Raw genomic sequence first — 18,981 nt, 5'->3', positions numbered from 1 at the left:
TTATCATTCCTCACTTTTTTCTTCCTCATCGAGCGAAATATCTTGAAATGCAAAACGCACGATTAAAATAAGAAGTATAACTACTACACCAAAACCGACTATACAACTATAAAAAAACCATGCCGGAAAACCTAATACATATGTATATTCACTTGGATCTTTACTCCCAAGCCCATAGGCAAATCCATACCATATTATAAAATTGATAAAAGCAAGTCCAAGACCAATTAACGCCTCTCTATGGGCAATTCGAAAGCGTGGATCATCATGATAATCCTTCATTTTCTCCCTCCTCTCACGATGTATAATTGTAACATTGTTTTTCTAGTTTTTCCTACTAGAAAAGAAAAACTAGAAAGATTTTTTGCAAATATATAGAATCCAACTCTGTATTACATAATTTTTACAATTGTAATGTAAATGAAATTTGAATTTTCAGTCTTTATTATTTATGATTAAAATTAGAGGTCTTCCATCTAGTTTCTTTACAACTTTGTTACAGGAATAAACGCCGTCTCGTACTGCGTTTACATTATATTTTCAAGGGGGTTGTACAATGAGTCAACTAGCTGTAAATCTTCATGAAAAAGTAGAAAAGTTTCTTCAAGGAACAAAAAAATTATATGTGAATGGGGCGTTCGTCGAAAGCGCTTCCGGAAAGACATTTAAAACTCCTAACCCAGCAACTGGCGAAACACTTGCGATTGTTTCCGAAGCTGGTCGCGAAGATATTCATAAAGCTGTAGTAGCTGCTAGAGTTGCATTTGATGAAGGACCTTGGTCGCGTATGAGCGGCGCTGAACGCAGCCGTCTTATGTATAAACTTGCAGATTTAATGGAGGAACACAAAGAGGAACTTGCACAACTTGAAACATTGGATAATGGGAAACCAATTCGCGAAACATTAGCAGCAGACATTCCGCTTGCAATTGAACATATGCGTTATTACGCTGGCTGGGCTACAAAAATTGTCGGTCAAACAATCCCAGTCTCTGGTGAATATTTTAACTATACACGCCATGAAGCTGTTGGTGTTGTTGGGCAAATTATTCCGTGGAACTTCCCACTCCTTATGGCAATGTGGAAAATGGGGGCTGCTCTTGCAACTGGTTGTACAATCGTATTGAAGCCAGCAGAACAAACACCTCTTTCCGCTCTATACTTAGCTGAATTATTTGAAGAGGCTGGATTCCCAAAAGGCGTTGTCAACATCGTACCAGGATTTGGCGAGACAGCTGGACAAGCTCTTGTCAATCATCCTCTCGTTGATAAAATTGCATTTACGGGTTCTACTCCGGTTGGTAAACAAATTATGAGACAAGCATCTGAAACATTAAAACGAGTTACATTAGAACTTGGAGGTAAATCACCGAATATTATTTTACCAGATGCTGATTTATCTCGAGCAATCCCAGCAGCACTTTCCGGTGTTATGTTTAACCAAGGTCAAGTATGCTGTGCAGGGTCACGTTTATTTATTCCAAAGAAAATGTATGATAATGTTATGGCTGACCTTGTTCTATATTCAAAAAAATTAACACAAGGTGCAGGTCTAGATCCACAAACTACAATTGGACCTCTTGTTTCTGAAGAACAACAAAAACGCGTTATGGGATACATTGAAAAAGGGATCGAAGAAGGCGCAGAAGTACTTGTTGGTGGAAACAAACCATACGAGCAAGGTTATTTCGTCGCTCCAACTGTATTTGCGGACGTAAATGATGAAATGACAATTGCAAAAGAAGAAATTTTTGGTCCTGTCATCTCTGCATTGCCGTTTAATGATATTGACGAAGTAATTGAACGTGCAAATAAGTCATCATTTGGCTTAGCCGCTGGTGTATGGACAGAAAATGTAAAGAATGCACATTACATTGCAAGTAAAGTTCGTGCTGGTACAGTATGGGTAAACTGTTACAACGTATTTGATGCAGCTTCTCCATTTGGTGGATTTAAGCAATCTGGCCTTGGCCGTGAAATGGGTTCTTATGCATTAAATAACTATACAGAAGTGAAGAGTGTTTGGGTGAACCTAAACTAAATGAAAGGGCCTGACCAAGGTTGGTCAGGCTCTACTTATTATGTAACAAATTTTTTAGAAAATCCAATTATTTTATTCCGTAACATATTTGAAAATATGGAACTATCTCTTACACTTGCAAGCCACCACTCACATTTAATACCTCGCCTGTAATATAAGAAGCATACTCTGAAGCGAAAAAGGCCGCTGCATTCGCGATATCTTGTGGCATTCCAATTCTTCCAACTGGGATTGCACCAACCATCTTCTCTTTCACTTTATCTGGTATTGTTTTTGTCATATCTGTATCCATAAAACCGGGACAAATGGCATTACAAGTAATACCAAATCCGCCCACTTCTTTTGCTGCCGTTTTTGTTAATCCAATGACGCCCGCTTTCGTTGCAGCATAATTTGCTTGCCCAATATTACCTTCCCTACTAATCGAAGAAATATTGATGATACGTCCAAATTGTTGCTGCCTCATGTAAAGAAGTGCCGGTTGCATACAATAAAACACACCTGTTAAATTTACTTGCATTACTTGCTCCCAAGCTGATTTCTCCATTTTATGTAACATCGCATCTCTTGTAATCCCTGCATTATTCACTAAAACATGTAATTCTCCAAATGTTTGAACTGCGTATTCGACTAACGATTTCGCTTCACTTTGATTACTCACATCACATGCGTATAAACTTACTTCATATCCTTGATCTAAAAATTCTCTTGCTGTTTCTTTTAATTTCTTCTCATTTACATCACTGATTAACACCTTTGCACCTAACTTTGCAAAAGTACAAGCAATTTCTTTCCCAATCCCTTGCGCTGCTCCTGTTACAACAGCTGTTTTCCCATGTAAAAAATCCATCCCTATCCCCCATTTCTATTACTTATACTGTATATTTCGGCTTTATGCTTTCCAAATCCTTTTTGTATAAAAAAGTCTATTTGTGTCAAACTAAACTTGCAACATAGCATAAACACAAGGAGATTGTGTCGAATGAACAAAAAGAACCTAGGGTATAGCAAAACTTCTGATGGCATCGATGTAGAGTTCTCTCGTGAACTTGCTGATCATGATGACTTAGAAGCAAATGCACGTGCTGACGCCGCCGATGCACGTCAAAAACGCCAGTCTAAACAAAAATAAGGCGCTATCTCGCCCTTATCCTTTTGCAATTGGGACCTACTACTACCCATACAAAATGAAATAAACCGAGATCATTTCTCGGTTTATTTCATATATTTTTTGATATAATGCGCAAAAGTAAGGATTGGAAATATATGATGGTAGCTATGGTAGCGAATATAAAAACCATCTGGTAGCCCTATGCCTGTAGGATAATCCTGATTCTGATTTAGATGTGCAAGTAAATAAGAAATCCCTTTTCGAATGACAGGTGTTTCCGTATCATAAAAAGTAATAAGTGCATCGAGTGCCCATGCCGTTTGTGATGGTGTACTAAACGGTAACGAAATAAAATGCTTTTCTATGCTACTCCTGCAAGACTCTCCCCAACCTCCATCGTTATGTTGAATACGCTCTAACCATGTAGCTGCTTTTTGTAAAGCTGTATGATTAGATGGAACTCCTACAGCACGTAAACCTGTGAGGGCTGCCCAAGTACCGTATATGTAACACACTCCCCATTTTCCATACCATGATCCATTCTTCTCCTGTGCTTGCATTAACCATTTAATTGCTCGATCCTTTTGGTCATCTTTTAGCTGGTGCGGAGCATATGTTCCAAAAAACTCCAACACCCTACCTGTAATATCTGACGTAGATGGGTCCGTAGTCATGTCTCCTGCGTTATCAAGTGGTAAATGAGTCAGAAAATGACTCGTTACACCTCTTTCAAAAGCTGCCCAGCCTCCATCAATATTTTGTAACCCTTTGACCCATTCAATGCCTTTTCTCCAAGCTTCTTCTATTCTTTGATTTCCTTCTCGGCTTCGTGCTATCGCTCTTAGGGCAGCTGTTGTATCATCAATATCTGGAATTGTTGTATTCACATCAGAAAAGCCCCAACCTCCAGCGTCTAGTGATGGAGCATGCACACTCCAATCTTTTTTCTCCTTATGTTGTTTTTGCAACAAATAATCTGTCGCTTTTTGAATCATTTGGTTATCATTTGGTACACCTGCTTCTTGCAACGAATAACTTAGTAAAGCTGTATCCCACACTGTAGATGGTGAATTTTGAAGATGTGTCCCCTTGTTCATATTCCATATATAAGATTTCAACCCTAATACTGCATTGGAAATAAGCGGTGACTGAATCGAATGCCCAAGTGCAAGCAATGCATAAATCATATAAAATGTAGCACTCGCATAACTATATAGTGTTCCATTTGTTTCAATCCGCTCAATCATAAAACGCTCTGCTTCTTTATATCCCTTATGTTGTAAAGATAACGGATAAGATAAAAACTTTTTCACGTCACCAAGAAGCCTTTGAAACAATGATGAACGTTCTTCACGGAACCACTGCTTTTTACTCCCACCTGAAATATAATCTAAATTAGGAAGAATCGTTTTGGACACAGTAAATCGTTTATTCATACAAATCATCATCGGAATGAGGTGAATACGTGCGGAACTACTTAGCTCAAATATACTAAGCGGGGAATCTTCAGGTAAAAATAACATGGGTGTTGGGAAGTGAAATAAAGAAGGATATTCATATCCTCCATGAAGCGCTAATAAAAACTTCGTCATAAAGTGAGCCTTTGTAATCCCACCCTGCCTCCGAATAAACGCTTCTGCACGCTTCATATTTATATCTTCTTTCGTATACCTTCCAGAAGCAAGTAAAGCGACATATGCATTAATTGTAGTAGACAAATTGCCAACAGATTCATCTTCATATAGCTTCCAGGTTCCTTCATTTGTTTGAAGAGATGCAACTCGAGTAACAAATGGCTCCATCTCACCATTTTGTCCTAATAATCTTAGTAAAAAAATCATATGACAATCCGTTAATGGAGAACCTTCAAAACAAAAACGCCAAGCCCCATCTTGATATTGCATCGTTCGAAGTGCAGTAACTTTCCGCTCGACTTCTTGACGCACTTTTTCATATAATAACACCCTTTTCACCTACCCTTTCTAAATCCGTATACGATATGCCACTTCGCACGCAATTATGTATAAAACAATTGAACTACCCCCACCTTCACTTCGTTTAGAGGAGGGGGGCTTCTCGGTTAAAATGATAAAAGCAGAACATGTAAATACACATTCTGCTCATAAACAATATCCAATTCCAACAACAATTCCTAAAATAGCTCCGACAACCACTTGATAAGGCGTGTGTCCAACAAGCTCATTCAGCTTTTTATATTCGGTTTGTCTGCCATGAAAAAAATCATTTAAAATCTTCGCCTGTTTACTTACTGCAAGCCTTACCCCTGAAGCATCATACATGACAATAATGGCAAAAATGGCTGCTACAGCAAACACTGCACTCGTAACTCCTTCCACCATGCCAACTCCTGTTGCTAACGCTGTAACTGTTGAAGAATGAGAGCTTGGCATTCCACCAGAAGCAAAAAACTGTGCAAAATCGAACTCTTTTGTCTTTACTAACTTAAAAATAACTTTCGTTAATTGCGCCAAAAACCAGGCAATTACAGCTGCCATAAGCGGATCATTATGTAAAATTGTTTCCATATTTCCAGCTCCCTACTTGCAGTAATGGAAATTCTATACTATAAGTATAAAGAAAAAAGCGTAGAAAATACTACGCTTTATGATACTTTTGCTGATTTATTTTTAAGAAACTTTGGTTGCTTACGAAGCAAAAACTTTGTTTTTGCCACCGAAAATATCAATAATGCAACCCAAATAAAGAAAAATGCTGTCATATGAGCCGATGTAAAATGCTCATGGAACACAAAAACCCCTAAAATAAGATTAATAGTCGGAGAAATATATTGTAAAAATCCAATCATATATAGCGGAATAAGTTGTGCTCCTTTTGCAAAATAAAAAAGTGGTAATGCAGTAACAGTCCCTGCTCCCATTAAAATTAGCGTTGAAGTAAACGAAATAGAGCCAAACGAACCAAAACCATGCTCACCAATCATAACTAAATAAATGAATGCAAGAGGCGTCACAATCATTGTTTCCATCGTAAGTCCTATCATTGCATCATAATTCAGCAATTTCTTGGTTAACCCATATAACCCAAATGTAAATGCCAGTGAAAGAGCAATCCATGGAATTGAACCGTATCGAAACGCTAAAATAATAACACCTATTCCTGCTAAACCAACTGCAACATATTGCCAAAAGTTAAGTTTTTCTTTCAAAACAACTGTACCAAGTAAAATACTTACAAGAGGATTAATATAATAACCAAGACTCGCTTCAATGATATGATTCTGATTCACAGCCCATATGTACACAAACCAATTCCCACTAATTAAAACGGAAGCGATCGTTAATGAAATTAATAATTTAGGTCGTTTAAAAAGACTCACAAGTTCACTCTGAAATTGCCCCAATCGTCTCGATACTCCCAAAATTAGTAACATAAAAACAAATGCCCAAACAATACGATGTGCTAATATCTCTTCTGCAGGAACTTCCCCCACCCATTTCCAGTAAATCGGAAGAACTCCCCACATCATATAAGCACCAGCTGCGTATAAAACCCCTTGCTTTTGCAGTGCTTTTTGACTCTCCATCTTCCCTTTTCTCCTCTTCTCTTTTTCCCTTCATTATAAGGTGTATCTTTAAACCTTTACAAATATTCTCTCCCTATCTTTTTCGACAATGAAATTCCTTTTTCAAAAAACTTACTTATTTTTAATATGACATACTTCAGAACCTAGCAGAAAACAGCTAAATTCCTTTTAGACTCCTCATAGAAACCTAATTTGTTGCACGAACTCTAACTAACCAAGTAAACCTAAATTACCCATAAAACATATGAAGTTATAGCAACAAGAAGCGGTATACCAATTTTAAATTTATTTTTATGAGTTTTATGGTGAAAAACATACATTCCAATCCACGTTCCGATTGCTCCTCCTGCTGCAGACATTAAAAACAATGTACTCTCAGGGGTACGCCATTGTTTTTTCACTGCTTTACGTTTATCAAGTCCCATCATCGAAAAAGCAACGACACTAATACACAATATATACATACATTTTACGAACATTATTAATTCTCACATCACTTTCTTTTTTTAATTTAATTTTTTCTACAATAATGGGGTTTTTATTTATATACAAATAAAAATCGCTGTAGACAGTAAAGAATTACTTGTAAACAAGCTATCTTTTCAGCCTACAGCTGTTATTTCAATTATTTATCCGCTATTCGCAAGCAGTAAAGCTAAATTGATGAGGGCTAACACCCCACCTTAGGGGATGGTTATTACACTTTATGCGCCATTTCTTTTTCTTACATTACTATGCTTTTTAGCATACACAAAATAAACCAAAATACCTATCATAACCCAAACCATAAAACTGATTAAAGTTACTTTAGAAAGATTTAAAGCTAAATACATACAACTTATTATTGACATTATCGGTAAAAAAGGAACCAACGGTGCACGAAATGGTCTTTCAATATTTGGGTTTGTTTTACGCAGTACAATTACCGCAATACATACAAATATAAAAGCTGTTATCGTTCCCACATTCACTAAATTCGCCAATAAATTCAAATCTACAAGCCCCGCTAAAAGTGCTGCGAGCATTCCTGTAATCCACGTATTAAGGAATGGTGTTTGAAAACGTTTATGTACACTTGAAAGCTTCTTTGGAAGTAATCCATCTCGACTCATTGAGTAAGATACCCGTACAAAAGCAAACATGGCTACCAAAAGAACTGTAGTTAAACCAGCAATGGCTCCTACTGATAACAAACCTGCAATTTTATCCTCTCCTACAACACGCAATGCATATGCAACTGGATCAGCTACATTCAATTCAGTAAATGGTACCATTCCTGTTAAAATAAATGAAACACCAATATAAAGAATTGTACAAATACATAACGATACAAGAAGACCAATTGGAACATTGCGTTGTGGGCGTTTCACTTCTTCAGCTGCTGTAGCAACTGCATCAAAACCTAAAAAGGCAAAAAATACAGTAGCCGCTCCTCCAATAACACCGTGAAATCCAAACGGAAGAAATGGTTGCCAATTCTCTGGTTTCACATATTGTCCACCTACAATAATAAATCCTAAAATAACAGCAAGTTTAATAATAACCATTATATTGTTAATACGCGCACTTTCTTTCGCACCACGACTTAATAAAAATGTAACAACTAAAACAATAAAAACTGCAGGTAAATCAATGATTCCACCTTTCCCCATGCCCGGTGCCGAGGCAAAAAGAGTAGGAATTTTAATATGAAATCCTAGAAGTAATGATTGAAAATAAGCGGACCACCCAGCTGCTACCGCAGAGGTCGCTAATAAATACTCTAACATGACACACCAACCAACTATAAAAGCAAAAATTTCTCCTAATGTAATATATGTATAAGAATATACACTACCGGATACTGGAACAGTAGAAGCAAATTCAGCATAACAAAATGCCACACATGCACAAACAATTGCAGCCAATACAAAAGATAGAACAATTGCCGGGCCAGCATGTTTCGCTGCCACAATACCTGTTAATACAAAAATACCAGTTCCAATAATTGCCCCGATTCCTAAAAGAGTTAAATCAAATGCTCCTAACGTTTGGTTCAATACCCTTTTCTTTTCTTCATTCATTTCCTTTTTAATTAGTAGACTCATTAATAGAAACCTCGTTTTCAATATAATCCCTTACTAAGTACAACTTCTTCTTTTCCTTTTTAAAGTTTTTATAATTATTATTTTTCAATAGCTATAATTTTTACTTATTTCTAAACTTTGCATTTCGAAAAAACAGAATTTTTCGAAATGCACATTTGAAATTATCTATACGATATTCTTTCAAATGATGCATCACTAAGAAACAGAATTGAATTTATCATATAATTAATTCAATTGTCAATAATAAGATCAATCACTCTAGAATGGATAATTATGTAATAAAGAGTGTTGTTTTACAAATCCAAATTATTAAATTTCAATTATTACCAGGAATATCCCTTGATTCATTTTTCTAATATTAATGTTTTATTCATTATCCCCTACAAGACACATGTACGCTCAACTATTTCATAATTGAAATTATTTTTGTGAAATAAAAACCATAGTCACTTGATTGTATCTTAACTCTATTATTTGCATGATATAAATTTCATATCATAAATTTACTTTTTATTATTAATTCAAAAAATTTTTTTTTGGTTGCTATATAAATTTCATATGAGTATAATAAAAAACGTTGTGAATATAACAATTTTAAAATTCAGAATTTTCTATGTGGCATTATGGTATTTTAAAGAATTATTTCAATGGAGGTTTTAAGTTGGCAAATAAAGTACCCTTTTCTCGTATCCTTGTAATCGGCCTTATGTTATTTGCACTGTTTTTTGGTGCTGGAAATTTAATTTTCCCAGCTATGTTAGGACAAGCAGCTGGGCATAATGTGTGGATTGCTACTGCTGGATTTTTAATTACAGGAGTAGGTCTTCCTTTACTAGGCGTTCTAGCATTTGGCATTTCTGATAGTGATGATTTACAAACATTAGCGAATCGTGTTCATCCTTGGTTCAGTGCTGTGTACACATTTATTCTTTATTTAGCAATTGGTCCGTTATTTGCACTCCCTAGAGCTGGAAGTGTTTCTTTTGAAATAGGTGTAAAACCATTTTTATCTGACGGAACAGAAACGGTTGCATTACTTATTTTCACAATCATTTTCTTTAGTATTACATGTTGGTTCTCATTTAATCCAACGAAAATTGTAGATGTTGTTGGGAAACTTTTAACACCTATCAAACTTACATTCATCGGGATTTTAGTAGTTGCAGCGTTTGTCCAACCAATCGGCCCTATTCAGGCACCTACAAAAGAATTCGTGAACAATTCTTTTTTTAAAGGTTTCCAAGAAGGCTACTTAACAATGGATACACTTGCATCTTTTGTATTCGGTATTATTATTATCAATGCTATAAAAGAGAAGGGTACTTATGATAAAAAAGAAATAGTGAGCGTTTGTGCAAAGGCTGCTGGTATTGCAGCAATTGTATTAACAATTGTCTATACTTCCCTTTCTTATATGGGAGCCGCTAGCGTATCTAAACTAGGGCACTTAACAAATGGAGGAGAAGTATTAGCTAAAGTAGCTAATTATTATTTTAGTTCTTTAGGAAACTTATTGTTAGGCTTAATGATTACTGTTGCATGTTTAACAACAAGCGTTGGACTTGTAACAGCATGCTCTTCATACTTCCATAAAGTATTCCCGAAAATATCTTATAAAACATTTGCTGTTATGCTTTCTATTTTTAGCGCATTGATTGCAAATCTTGGTTTGACAGAATTAATTGCGGTTTCTGTTCCAGTACTTACAGCGATATATCCACTAGCAATTATGCTAATTGTTTTAACATTTCTACACCCTATATTTAAAGGTAGAACAGAGGTATATCAATGGAGCTTACTCCTAACTTTTGTCGTTAGTTTGTTTGATGGACTAAATGCAGCAAATATACCTATTCAAGCAATCAATGTTACTTTTTCTAAAATTCTTCCTTTATACGATGCAGGTTTAGGCTGGATCTGTCCTGCATTTATTGGAGGGTGTATTGGTTACTTTATTTTTGTATTCCGAATGAAATTCATTACTGGTACTCCGAAAACGAATCATTAAAAACCATGCAGATAAAAATCTGCATGGTTTTTTCTTAATCTTCCATTTCTATTTCATTTCTCTTTTCCACATGCTCATTACGTAATTCTTCTTCCTGCATTTCCACAGAAATCATCGCATGATAAATCTCCGGATATAATCCAAATATTTGATACACACTTCCTAAAAATGGCACCTGGAACCCCTCTTTTCATAAATAGTATTTCCATACTTAAGGGTTCCCTATCTTTCCCCTACACATTCGTTTTTGTATCTTGTTCTTCATCTTGAACATGTAATAAGTGCTGCCATTTTTTATAAGGCGCACTATTTGGATCAACATACCCTTTCGCATACGAACGGTCCCATAGTTGTTTTACAAACATTTCTTTCTCTTTCTTTGCAACCATATCTGCACCTGTTCCATAATAATTTTGGAAATACAACTCGATTTCATCAAGAAGTAATCGCAATAATTCATCTGATGTTTCTTCTAACGTTGGATCGTATTTTGCCTCCCGGTCGTACATTAAAATAATGTCTAAAATATTATGAACGTGCTCTTTTCTAAGCCATCTTACATCTTGAGCCCCTAATACAAAGGCCTGTGTATACAAATGTCCACCTTGAAGCATTGCTTTTTCCTGTTCTTCTTCAAAACGGGACAGAATATTTTCATAAATAAACGGATTATGAAGCAATGCCCGATGTAACTTATAACTTTCACTTGAAATATTTTTCCCCATGGACTGAATTAAAAAGCTGCGTCCTACACCGTTATATTGATAGACAAACTGACCATCGACAGCGACAAGACTAATCCACCGGTACATATATGCATAAAGAAGAGCACGATTACATTTATCATAATCTAACTTCGTCTGGGTTGCATTTAAGTCCGGCATAAAAGCTGGTAAGTGCCAATATTTATCTAAATGCGGTGTCAAATTCGATTTTTTGATATTTAATTTATTTACACGGCGATAATAAGACTGAAAATAATCTCCTTTATCATTCATAAAACCATTTGCAAGATGTCCAGATGAAAGCTTAGGAAAATCTTGTAATGATAATCCATAATGAGCTCGGTAACAAATTACTTCAAATGGTGAAAATGCTTCATTCACTGTATCTTTTTCTTGAAACATTTCTTGCAATAGTTCTTCCTGTAGTTCCTGTTTTAGTGATGGATGTATACCCCAATATTGTAACTCTCGATGATGGGCTACCTTCGGGATAAATGGGCTTGCTAGATGGAAGAGATCTTCAATTTTTTCTCTCACATATTCATTACGATCACGCTTTTTAAAATCAGCTTCTTTTCGCAATGCTTCAATAATATTGAGTTCTAATTTGTCACGATATCGGACTTGGAGCTCGTTATAACAATATGTTAAAATATGCTCTCGATAAAAATCCTCTACTTTCTTCGATTGACTTTCCTCTGCTTGTGCATCGCGGCAATATTCCGCATACAAGCTCATATACATCTCTGCTGATATATCCTTTGGAAGCACACCTAAGTTTAAATGTTGCTGCATATCTTTCCATATTTTTTCTTGTAGTTTTTCATCTGCTAACACATATACATTCGTCGGATTTGTTTTCCCTTCAAATTCTTTGCTGCGTTTTTGAATTTCAAACAGCAAATTTTCACGTGTTTCTTGTAAATTATCAAAGAATCTTTCCCAATGTTGGATCATTTTATTTACTGCCTGATATAGCGATTGATAAACGAGTTCCAGTAACATTTCTTTACGATATTCATTCAACTTATGCACATATTGCGTGACTATATCTTCAAATTCTTTTCGGAACGTACGCTGTTGATTATAGAACATTTTTCCAAACCAGCCTTGTTGTTGCGCCAGCTCAACACGTCGCACTGCTGTAACTGTACCATCAATATTGCTTACATTAAATTTCTTATCATAGTTTTGAATTAAATTACGCTTCTGTTCATTATTCTCATGTAAACGATTCATTTTCTCTACTAATTGTTTCCGAATTTCATATAGCATAAAACGAGCAGCCACTGGATGAACAGCTTCTGTTTTCTTTAAAAACCATGTATTTAGTTGGTATGACTGTCCCTCTGATCCACTCGGTGTATATCGATCTGATTCTATCATGTCATATAAAAGTGTCGTCACGTGCTCATGCACACGGCTTGGTATCGCATAGGCATACAACCTAACAGCATGATCAACTCTCGCCACTTCACCCTTCATTTGCTCCATCATTTTAAGCTTTGCGGCAGATATTTTACACTCATGCTGCAACCTATTTAATTCTTCATCTTTTTGTACAGTACGCTGTACATAACTTTCAACCGCTTCTAAAAATAACTTGGATTTCGCAACGCCTACCTTACCACCTTCTGCACCTTCGCGTGTTTCATTGTACATTTGTCTATAGAAAATATGTGCTTGCTCTGGGCGAGTGGCAAGATGCTCTAAATCTTCTAAATAACTCTTTCCCCGCTCTGGCTTCTCACGCTGCATACCACGACGAACATCTTGTTCATACCGCTGTTTTTTCTCTTGAAACAATTGATCTAAATGTAGCCAGGATTCATCTAATCCTTGCACAGCCCATTTCAAGGCACAGTATTTTAGCACATGCTCATATGGATAAATAAGCTTTGCAGTTCCAGCACCACAATAACGTGCTTTTCCATTCGATTCTGCCAATTGCTGAATCTGATTATCTTCTTGTGCAAAATGACTTGTGGACATCGGACTAAATAGCTGTAAATAAATCGTGTTTGTCATTTGTTCCATGTAATCTGACAGATTGTGTAAATGATGACCGTGTAAATTTTCATAATCATATAAGAAACAATAATTATATGGTAAATGATGCTCTTTAATTGTATGATTCGTTCTTCCGTCTTCATCCACTTGATCTGGACGATACTCTAGTTCAATTGTTACACCGCCCCGCTTTGATAATTCACCCGTTGAGCCAAGTGTAATCGCATGAAGTTCTTTTAATGACGCATAACCATTTGCCTGAACAGTTTCAAATTCTTTCGCACTAATGGTACGTGTCTTAACAAGTGCATCCGGCATTAAAAACGCACCGCGTATTAAAATGTTATGATGCTGCAGTTTTTTCCGAAGCATTTCACGTAGGTACAACGCAATTTGTAAGAACATACCCGAACCGGTACCACCAGCTAACGATGTAACGATAATAACTCGAACACCATACTCTGTTTGATCACTTGTGACAGGAAAAATCTTTTCTATTTCTTGCCAAAAAGCAGTCAATTTATCTTCTTTCATCGCTGCCCGAAGAGCTAAGCGTGAAATCACACGCAGTTGACCAGCTCCTTCAGTTAACGGCTTATCTAGAATAGTGGGGTCCATTGGAAACCATTCCGGAATCGTTGGATCCCCTGCAATATATTCTCGCGGCGTTTTACTAGAGCTCGTTTGTGTCTTGAACTTACGAATATGCTCAAATTTACTTAATGTATTCACATCTGTATCAAAGACATGCATCGCTACCTTTTTACGTCGTTCCTCTGGCAATTTCTCATATATTTGGTGTGTAACGGTACTCCCGATTCCACCTAAGCCAATTAAAATTGTTGGAACTTGTAATGTCATGTGAACCACCTTCCTATTTGAACTTCCTATTATTCACATTCATATCGATAAATTTCTTTTCCATACCCACGATCAATTAGTAAAATCTCGTTCGGATATAATGTCTTATGCTCATTTCCGACCTCTTCCTCTGTTATAAACATACCGTCAATAATCATACCAATCACTTGTGATTCCTTTGCTACAAATATAGACTTCGAACCTTTTTTTGCTATAAAAGTTACTGATTGTACCGTCTTTCGTTCTGCTCGAAATGGAATACCAAAATAATGTTTCCACCACTTGTTTCTTAATAATTCTGGTTCAGATTGATAGAGCCAATCTTTTGCTACTTCTTGATCCCATTCGTAATATAACATTGCTTTACGATGAAACCTTGGCCGGACAATCCACCCTAAAATAAGAATCGCAACAAGCAAAAGCAGTAACGCAACCGGGATTACAAATTGAAAAATTAGCGCATACCGTTCCCAAAATGGTGCATTTTGAATATGAAACGAAATCGTTTTCTTCACTTCTTGTAACTTTGAATCGTTTATAGTGATGGTAGCTTCTATGGTGCCGGTATCTGTAAAATTGAATGTATCGGAGTAGTAAGGACGAGGATACACATAAATTTGATTGTCATGTTGCCGCAATTCGTAGTTAATCGATTGATGCGATGTGACATCAGTAGATTGCAGTAGCTTTTTTACCTCCACTTCTGTCATTGGTTCACCATTCAGTAATGGCTGCAGGACAAATGGTTTACTCTTGTCTAAATTCGTCACCTTTTCTTCATAATCTTTCGTAATGACTTGCAAAGATAATTTTGCCTTTGGTATCGGATCAATTCGAAATTCTCTCGTTTGCCTGTAAAACCCTTTTATATTCATATGAACTTTCCCACGTACAAATTGGTTTTTAATTTGTAATTCATAGTAAAACACATGTGCTTTATCATCCCATTTCATCGGATACAGCTTTCCATCTAGTTCTACTTCTGCTTGGAAATAAGAAGATTGTATTGGTAAATCCGTCGGTTTCGCTTCAATCACTGCTTTCGTTCCCTCATACATTTTCTCAACGTTTTTTTTCGCTTTATCCTCTTTATCATAAGTAGAAACGGTATAGTCAAGCGCTGGTTCAACAAGTACTTTCAATCCTTCTTTCACAATACCACTATCAATTTCTAACGTGTATGTCCCTGATTTAATTATTTCATGATTCGTAGCGCCGATATGGGTAATACCACCATATAATTTTGATTCTCCTGGTGCGTGAATTGAAAAGGAAGATTGTACTGCTAACGGTTTAGAAAATCGTTCTATCCGATATTGCGATGCAGTAGAAGATTGTTGTACCAGTGTCATTCGTTTTAATGGGAACGGTGTAGTAATCTCTAATTTGTTACCCGATATAGTCGTTTTCACGACAGATTCAACAGAAGAAAATGGATCTCGATTCGCAACCAAGGCTGCAGCTTGATTTACACTTTGAATAACTCCATCTTCTCCACTCGTTGGCATGACGATACCATTTATCTCTTGCTTCCAAATTTCTTTAAACGTATTCATCTGTTGTTGCTCTTGCTGTCCTAAGTTTTCTTCCATTGTTATTAAAACCGGATGCAATGATATTTTTTTCGCTTCCATTTCTTTTTTAAACTGTTCCAGTTTCTGCGTGATTTGTTCTTTACCACCATTCTTTTCTTTTTCTAATTCGTTAAATGCCCCGTCAGTTAATACAATAAGCCAAAATTCACGTTTTCCATTTATGTCTGCTTCCTTTTTAATAGATTGCATCGCGGTCTCTACTGCGTTAAACGGCGTATTTAAATAATTCTTCCACGCTCCAATTTGATCAATTTCTATTTGTCTTTTCTCATTTGTTAGCGTGACATTTAACGCTTCAGTAGGACGGCTCATTGGAACATATGAAAATCTATCTCTTTCATCTAATAATGCAACTAAACTTTGCAAAGCATAGTTGGCATATTTCCAGCGATCGTTATTTCTCATGCTGCCAGAATCATCATATACAAGTGAAACGACCCTTTCTTTTGCCTCCTCTCCTTTTGCAAAAGTTGAAAAAGGATTCAAACACAATAATAGAAAAAAGATGAATGTGGCACAAATTCGAATCTTCATGATGAGGCTTCGCCACCTTTGTAGACAAATTCCTATGTTTAAATTTATGAAAAGAAACAAGATATATGACTTGTATTTTGGGATATGTAGATTATTACAATGTCATTATGTAAACTAAACTACTGGAATGATAACCTCCTTTTCAGTAACGATCTTGTTTTGAAAGAGAATTAATCAAAACAGACTCTTCATACAAAAAATCCCTATAAAAAAGTTTGATTTTCTCTTCTATTAAAAATAACTTTCCACCTTTAAATACGGTGTTTTTTTAAATATTCCCTACTTCCACTTGTCATTTTTGCTATGCATAAAGCTTTCTAAATAGCCTCTTCTATCACTTCTACAGTCATCGTAAACAGATATGAAACTTCCTTACCATCTTCACGTAAAAAAGAATATTGTAAAGTTTCTGTAGCAATGGTATGAGGAATACGATGCGCTGTTGAAAAAGCAACCACAATATCCCCTCTCCTTAAAGTGTGAATTTCCTTACATTTTTCCATACAAATAAAAACACGCCTATAACAGCGTGTTTTATTGTTTCACATATACTTCAACAATAGGATTGTCTTTACGATCCGCATGCAGACGAATATTCTCTTCACTTGTATGATAAATACTCGCTAATAACATAACAGTTAATAAATTAGGAATTTTTCCATCACTCCCAAATTTTCGTTCAAGTTCTTCTTTATATTCAAAATCCAAATCTCCTTGTATATATGTATACACTTCAAACCCATCCTTTAAATCACAAACAACCTGGTCAATGATATCTGCTCCTACTTGTTTTTCCATTTCACTACGAAGGGCATTCGTAAATTCATTCCAAGGAACTTCATATGTTTGGAATTGATCTTTAGATTCCATATTTCCCACTCCTTTTTCATACACTTTCACCATATATTCCCCCTTTCTCGTAACAATTATGAAACTTAGGTCAATCGTACAAGCCGCACTTGTCCCGATAACATATCGTATTACTGTATATGGAAGGAGGCAAGAACATGCATTGTCAAAAATGTTACAATACTTGTCATCGTTATTTTGGTAAAGTTGTACGTATTGAAGATGTAGATGGTTATGTTCATATCGGTAAGATTGTTGATGTGACAAATGATTCTGTTTGGATTGAACCCTATAGATCCTCTTTTGATACAGGATTTGGTTACAATGATGCATATGCAGGTGGTGGCTGTGATTTTTGTGGTGGTTTAGGTCAATGTAACCATTGCGGCTTTGGTTTTGATGGAGGCTTTGGTTTTGATGGAGGCTTTGGTTTTGATGGAGGCTGTGGAGGAGGATTTTGCGGAAGTGGTGCCGTTGAATTAGCTTTCGGATTTATTTTTGGTATTGCTTTAGCTGCATTATTTTTCATCTAATATACAAAGAAGCCGACTATATTTTTTAGTCAACTCCTTTTCAAAAATAATGAAATACAGTTATCATATCATACGCGAATAAAGTGAAACTTTAATCACCCATCCTCAATCGGGCCTTTACGGGTAGGTTATCTCTCACCTAACTTCTGTTCTTTTGCTAAATTTTGAGGTGAGAATATTACTGCCCACAAATAGTAGGATAAATGAAGCAGATTTTTTAATCTGCTTTTTATTTTTCACAAATAAATACACGATGCCCTAAAATATGTTGATACATTTGCAATACTTGCTCGTGCTGCACCCATGCATCGTACAATTCAGCCGGAATAAAATTTGACAGGTTCCATTCTGGCTGTTCCATTTGTCCTGCAATCGTTTCGGCAATCGTTCCTCCACCTACAATCGTTATCCTTTTGAAGTTTGTCGTTTGAAATAAATCAATCCATTCCTTTTCTGTGTGTAACTCCTTTATTCCGTAAAATTGCAGTATTTTCTCCTCTTCTTCTTTTGTTAAGTGCTTCTCAATTATCATTTCAATGACAACAAGTTTCCCGTTCTTTTGCAAGACACGATAACATTCAGGAATCACCTGTTCTTTGTTTGTAAAAGCAAGTACAGATTCACCTAATACAAGATCAAACTTCTCATTTAAAAACGGCAACTGTTCAGCAGTTCCTTTAATCAGTTCAATCGATAATTGTTCTTGTGTCCATCTATTTTTTGCTTTTCGAATCATAATTTCATTATTTTCAACTGCTGTGACGTTATAACCATATTGTTTTTTCATATAAGCTGCTGTACGCCCTGTTCCGCATCCTATTTCAAGCACATTTGCTTCACGGTATAATGGCAACTGTGCCAATAACTGTTTCGTTAATGTAAAACCACCAGGATGTGCGCTTCCAATTCCGTAATAAGCTAAAAAGTCAATGTATACATTCCGTTTCATAAGATTCTCCTTCTTTTTTCTAGAATACCTATATGCATAAACGTAATGTACTGTGCAAAAATAACGTACTATTTTCTCAAAGTAGCTCCCACATTACTCATAAAAAAAGNATT

The 18,981-nt window shown here is 36.0% G+C and carries 17 protein-coding genes; 4 read left to right on the top strand and 13 right to left on the bottom strand.

All coding sequences use genetic code 11. The features are described from left to right. Positions 1–3: 3 nt before the first annotated feature. A complete protein-coding gene (locus BPMYX0001_RS14425) occupies positions 4–282 on the bottom strand; it encodes a YhdT family protein (RefSeq protein ID WP_003198986.1) in 279 nt (92 codons plus the stop codon). 274 nt (positions 283–556) lie between these two features. Here BPMYX0001_RS14425 and BPMYX0001_RS14420 point away from each other — a divergent pair, with 274 nt between their 5' ends. Continuing rightward, on the top strand, positions 557–2,041 hold the full coding sequence (locus BPMYX0001_RS14420) for an aldehyde dehydrogenase family protein (protein ID WP_003198988.1): 1,485 nt from the start codon (positions 557–559) through the stop codon (positions 2,039–2,041). Between the two features lie 109 nt (positions 2,042–2,150). On the opposite strand, the gene fabG is transcribed toward BPMYX0001_RS14420, so the two are convergent. Then, positions 2,151–2,891: a 3-oxoacyl-ACP reductase FabG gene (gene fabG / locus BPMYX0001_RS14415; RefSeq protein ID WP_003198990.1), complete on the bottom strand. Its 741-nt coding sequence runs from the start codon at positions 2,889–2,891 to the stop codon at positions 2,151–2,153. A gap of 132 nt (positions 2,892–3,023) precedes the next feature. Here fabG and BPMYX0001_RS14410 point away from each other — a divergent pair, with 132 nt between their 5' ends. After that, on the top strand, positions 3,024–3,173 hold the full coding sequence (locus BPMYX0001_RS14410; protein ID WP_003198992.1) for a YfhD family protein: 150 nt from the start codon (positions 3,024–3,026) through the stop codon (positions 3,171–3,173). A gap of 83 nt (positions 3,174–3,256) precedes the next feature. Here the strand turns inward: BPMYX0001_RS14410 and BPMYX0001_RS14405 are convergent, their stop codons facing one another. From BPMYX0001_RS14405 to BPMYX0001_RS14385, 5 genes are all read right to left on the bottom strand, one after another. Beyond that, the gene (locus tag BPMYX0001_RS14405; protein ID WP_006095528.1) at positions 3,257–5,116 is read right to left on the bottom strand and encodes a terpene cyclase/mutase family protein; all 1,860 of its coding nucleotides are present in this window, start codon (positions 5,114–5,116) and stop codon (positions 3,257–3,259) included. A gap of 156 nt (positions 5,117–5,272) precedes the next feature. Continuing rightward, positions 5,273–5,698, bottom strand: coding sequence for a divergent PAP2 family protein (locus tag BPMYX0001_RS14400; protein ID WP_006095527.1), 426 nt, complete (start codon positions 5,696–5,698; stop codon positions 5,273–5,275). Positions 5,699–5,775: 77 nt separating this feature from the next. Further along, the gene (gene rarD, locus BPMYX0001_RS14395) at positions 5,776–6,717 is read right to left on the bottom strand and encodes an EamA family transporter RarD (protein WP_006095526.1); all 942 of its coding nucleotides are present in this window, start codon (positions 6,715–6,717) and stop codon (positions 5,776–5,778) included. Between the two features lie 224 nt (positions 6,718–6,941). Next, the gene (locus BPMYX0001_RS14390) at positions 6,942–7,196 is read right to left on the bottom strand and encodes a DUF1294 domain-containing protein (protein ID WP_033799019.1); all 255 of its coding nucleotides are present in this window, start codon (positions 7,194–7,196) and stop codon (positions 6,942–6,944) included. A 225-nt stretch (positions 7,197–7,421) separates the two neighbouring features. Continuing rightward, positions 7,422–8,804, bottom strand: a complete 1,383-nt coding sequence (locus BPMYX0001_RS14385) for an APC family permease (protein ID WP_006095525.1) — start codon at positions 8,802–8,804, stop codon at positions 7,422–7,424. Positions 8,805–9,465: 661 nt separating this feature from the next. On the opposite strand from BPMYX0001_RS14385, the gene brnQ reads away from it, so the two are divergent. Beyond that, complete coding sequence (gene brnQ / locus BPMYX0001_RS14380) at positions 9,466–10,812, top strand: branched-chain amino acid transport system II carrier protein (RefSeq protein WP_006095524.1); 1,347 nt, start codon at positions 9,466–9,468, stop codon at positions 10,810–10,812. A gap of 34 nt (positions 10,813–10,846) precedes the next feature. Here brnQ and BPMYX0001_RS14375 read toward each other — a convergent pair whose 3' ends face one another. The 5 genes from BPMYX0001_RS14375 to BPMYX0001_RS14360 form a co-directional block, all read right to left on the bottom strand. Next, on the bottom strand, positions 10,847–10,987 hold the full coding sequence (locus tag BPMYX0001_RS14375) for a hypothetical protein (protein WP_003199007.1): 141 nt from the start codon (positions 10,985–10,987) through the stop codon (positions 10,847–10,849). A gap of 58 nt (positions 10,988–11,045) precedes the next feature. Beyond that, complete coding sequence (locus BPMYX0001_RS14370; RefSeq protein ID WP_006095523.1) at positions 11,046–14,408, bottom strand: tubulin-like doman-containing protein; 3,363 nt, start codon at positions 14,406–14,408, stop codon at positions 11,046–11,048. Between the two features lie 29 nt (positions 14,409–14,437). Continuing rightward, positions 14,438–16,537, bottom strand: a complete 2,100-nt coding sequence (locus BPMYX0001_RS14365) for a vWA domain-containing protein (protein ID WP_033799018.1) — start codon at positions 16,535–16,537, stop codon at positions 14,438–14,440. A 317-nt stretch (positions 16,538–16,854) separates the two neighbouring features. Then, entirely contained in the window at positions 16,855–17,040 is a 186-nt protein-coding gene (locus BPMYX0001_RS32690) for a P1 family peptidase (RefSeq protein WP_123767148.1), read from the bottom strand. A 31-nt stretch (positions 17,041–17,071) separates the two neighbouring features. Then, a complete protein-coding gene (locus tag BPMYX0001_RS14360; protein ID WP_029427152.1) occupies positions 17,072–17,407 on the bottom strand; it encodes a hypothetical protein in 336 nt (111 codons plus the stop codon). Between the two features lie 137 nt (positions 17,408–17,544). Between BPMYX0001_RS14360 and BPMYX0001_RS14355 the strand changes: the two genes are divergently transcribed. Continuing rightward, positions 17,545–17,919, top strand: coding sequence for a hypothetical protein (locus BPMYX0001_RS14355; protein WP_006095519.1), 375 nt, complete (start codon positions 17,545–17,547; stop codon positions 17,917–17,919). Between the two features lie 229 nt (positions 17,920–18,148). Here BPMYX0001_RS14355 and BPMYX0001_RS14350 read toward each other — a convergent pair whose 3' ends face one another. Next, positions 18,149–18,868, bottom strand: coding sequence for a class I SAM-dependent methyltransferase (locus BPMYX0001_RS14350; RefSeq protein WP_006095518.1), 720 nt, complete (start codon positions 18,866–18,868; stop codon positions 18,149–18,151). Positions 18,869–18,981: the final 113 nt, after the last annotated feature.

Origin of the sequence: Bacillus pseudomycoides DSM 12442, from assembly GCF_000161455.1 — a bacterium.
Taxonomy (GTDB): domain Bacteria; phylum Bacillota; class Bacilli; order Bacillales; family Bacillaceae_G; genus Bacillus_A; species Bacillus_A pseudomycoides.
Note: the sequence above shows the minus strand (reverse complement) of the source record. Positions and strands in the feature narration are given on the sequence as shown.

What these genes read in the sequence shown, in the direction of transcription:
- BPMYX0001_RS14425 (WP_003198986.1), bottom strand. Translation starts at nt 282, where the DNA reads ATGAAGGATTATCATGATGATCCACGCTTTCGAATTGCCCATAGAGAG.
- BPMYX0001_RS14420 (WP_003198988.1), top strand. Translation starts at nt 557, where the DNA reads ATGAGTCAACTAGCTGTAAATCTTCATGAAAAAGTAGAAAAGTTTCTT.
- fabG (WP_003198990.1), bottom strand. Translation starts at nt 2,891, where the DNA reads ATGGATTTTTTACATGGGAAAACAGCTGTTGTAACAGGAGCAGCGCAA.
- BPMYX0001_RS14410 (WP_003198992.1), top strand. Translation starts at nt 3,024, where the DNA reads ATGAACAAAAAGAACCTAGGGTATAGCAAAACTTCTGATGGCATCGAT.
- BPMYX0001_RS14400 (WP_006095527.1), bottom strand. Translation starts at nt 5,698, where the DNA reads ATGGAAACAATTTTACATAATGATCCGCTTATGGCAGCTGTAATTGCC.
- rarD (WP_006095526.1), bottom strand. Translation starts at nt 6,717, where the DNA reads ATGGAGAGTCAAAAAGCACTGCAAAAGCAAGGGGTTTTATACGCAGCT.
- BPMYX0001_RS14390 (WP_033799019.1), bottom strand. Translation starts at nt 7,196, where the DNA reads ATGTTCGTAAAATGTATGTATATATTGTGTATTAGTGTCGTTGCTTTT.
- BPMYX0001_RS14385 (WP_006095525.1), bottom strand. Translation starts at nt 8,804, where the DNA reads ATGAGTCTACTAATTAAAAAGGAAATGAATGAAGAAAAGAAAAGGGTA.
- BPMYX0001_RS14370 (WP_006095523.1), bottom strand. Translation starts at nt 14,408, where the DNA reads ATGACATTACAAGTTCCAACAATTTTAATTGGCTTAGGTGGAATCGGG.
- BPMYX0001_RS14365 (WP_033799018.1), bottom strand. Translation starts at nt 16,537, where the DNA reads ATGAAGATTCGAATTTGTGCCACATTCATCTTTTTTCTATTATTGTGT.
- BPMYX0001_RS32690 (WP_123767148.1), bottom strand. Translation starts at nt 17,040, where the DNA reads ATGGAAAAATGTAAGGAAATTCACACTTTAAGGAGAGGGGATATTGTG.
- BPMYX0001_RS14360 (WP_029427152.1), bottom strand. Translation starts at nt 17,407, where the DNA reads ATGGAATCTAAAGATCAATTCCAAACATATGAAGTTCCTTGGAATGAA.
- BPMYX0001_RS14355 (WP_006095519.1), top strand. Translation starts at nt 17,545, where the DNA reads ATGCATTGTCAAAAATGTTACAATACTTGTCATCGTTATTTTGGTAAA.
- BPMYX0001_RS14350 (WP_006095518.1), bottom strand. Translation starts at nt 18,868, where the DNA reads ATGAAACGGAATGTATACATTGACTTTTTAGCTTATTACGGAATTGGA.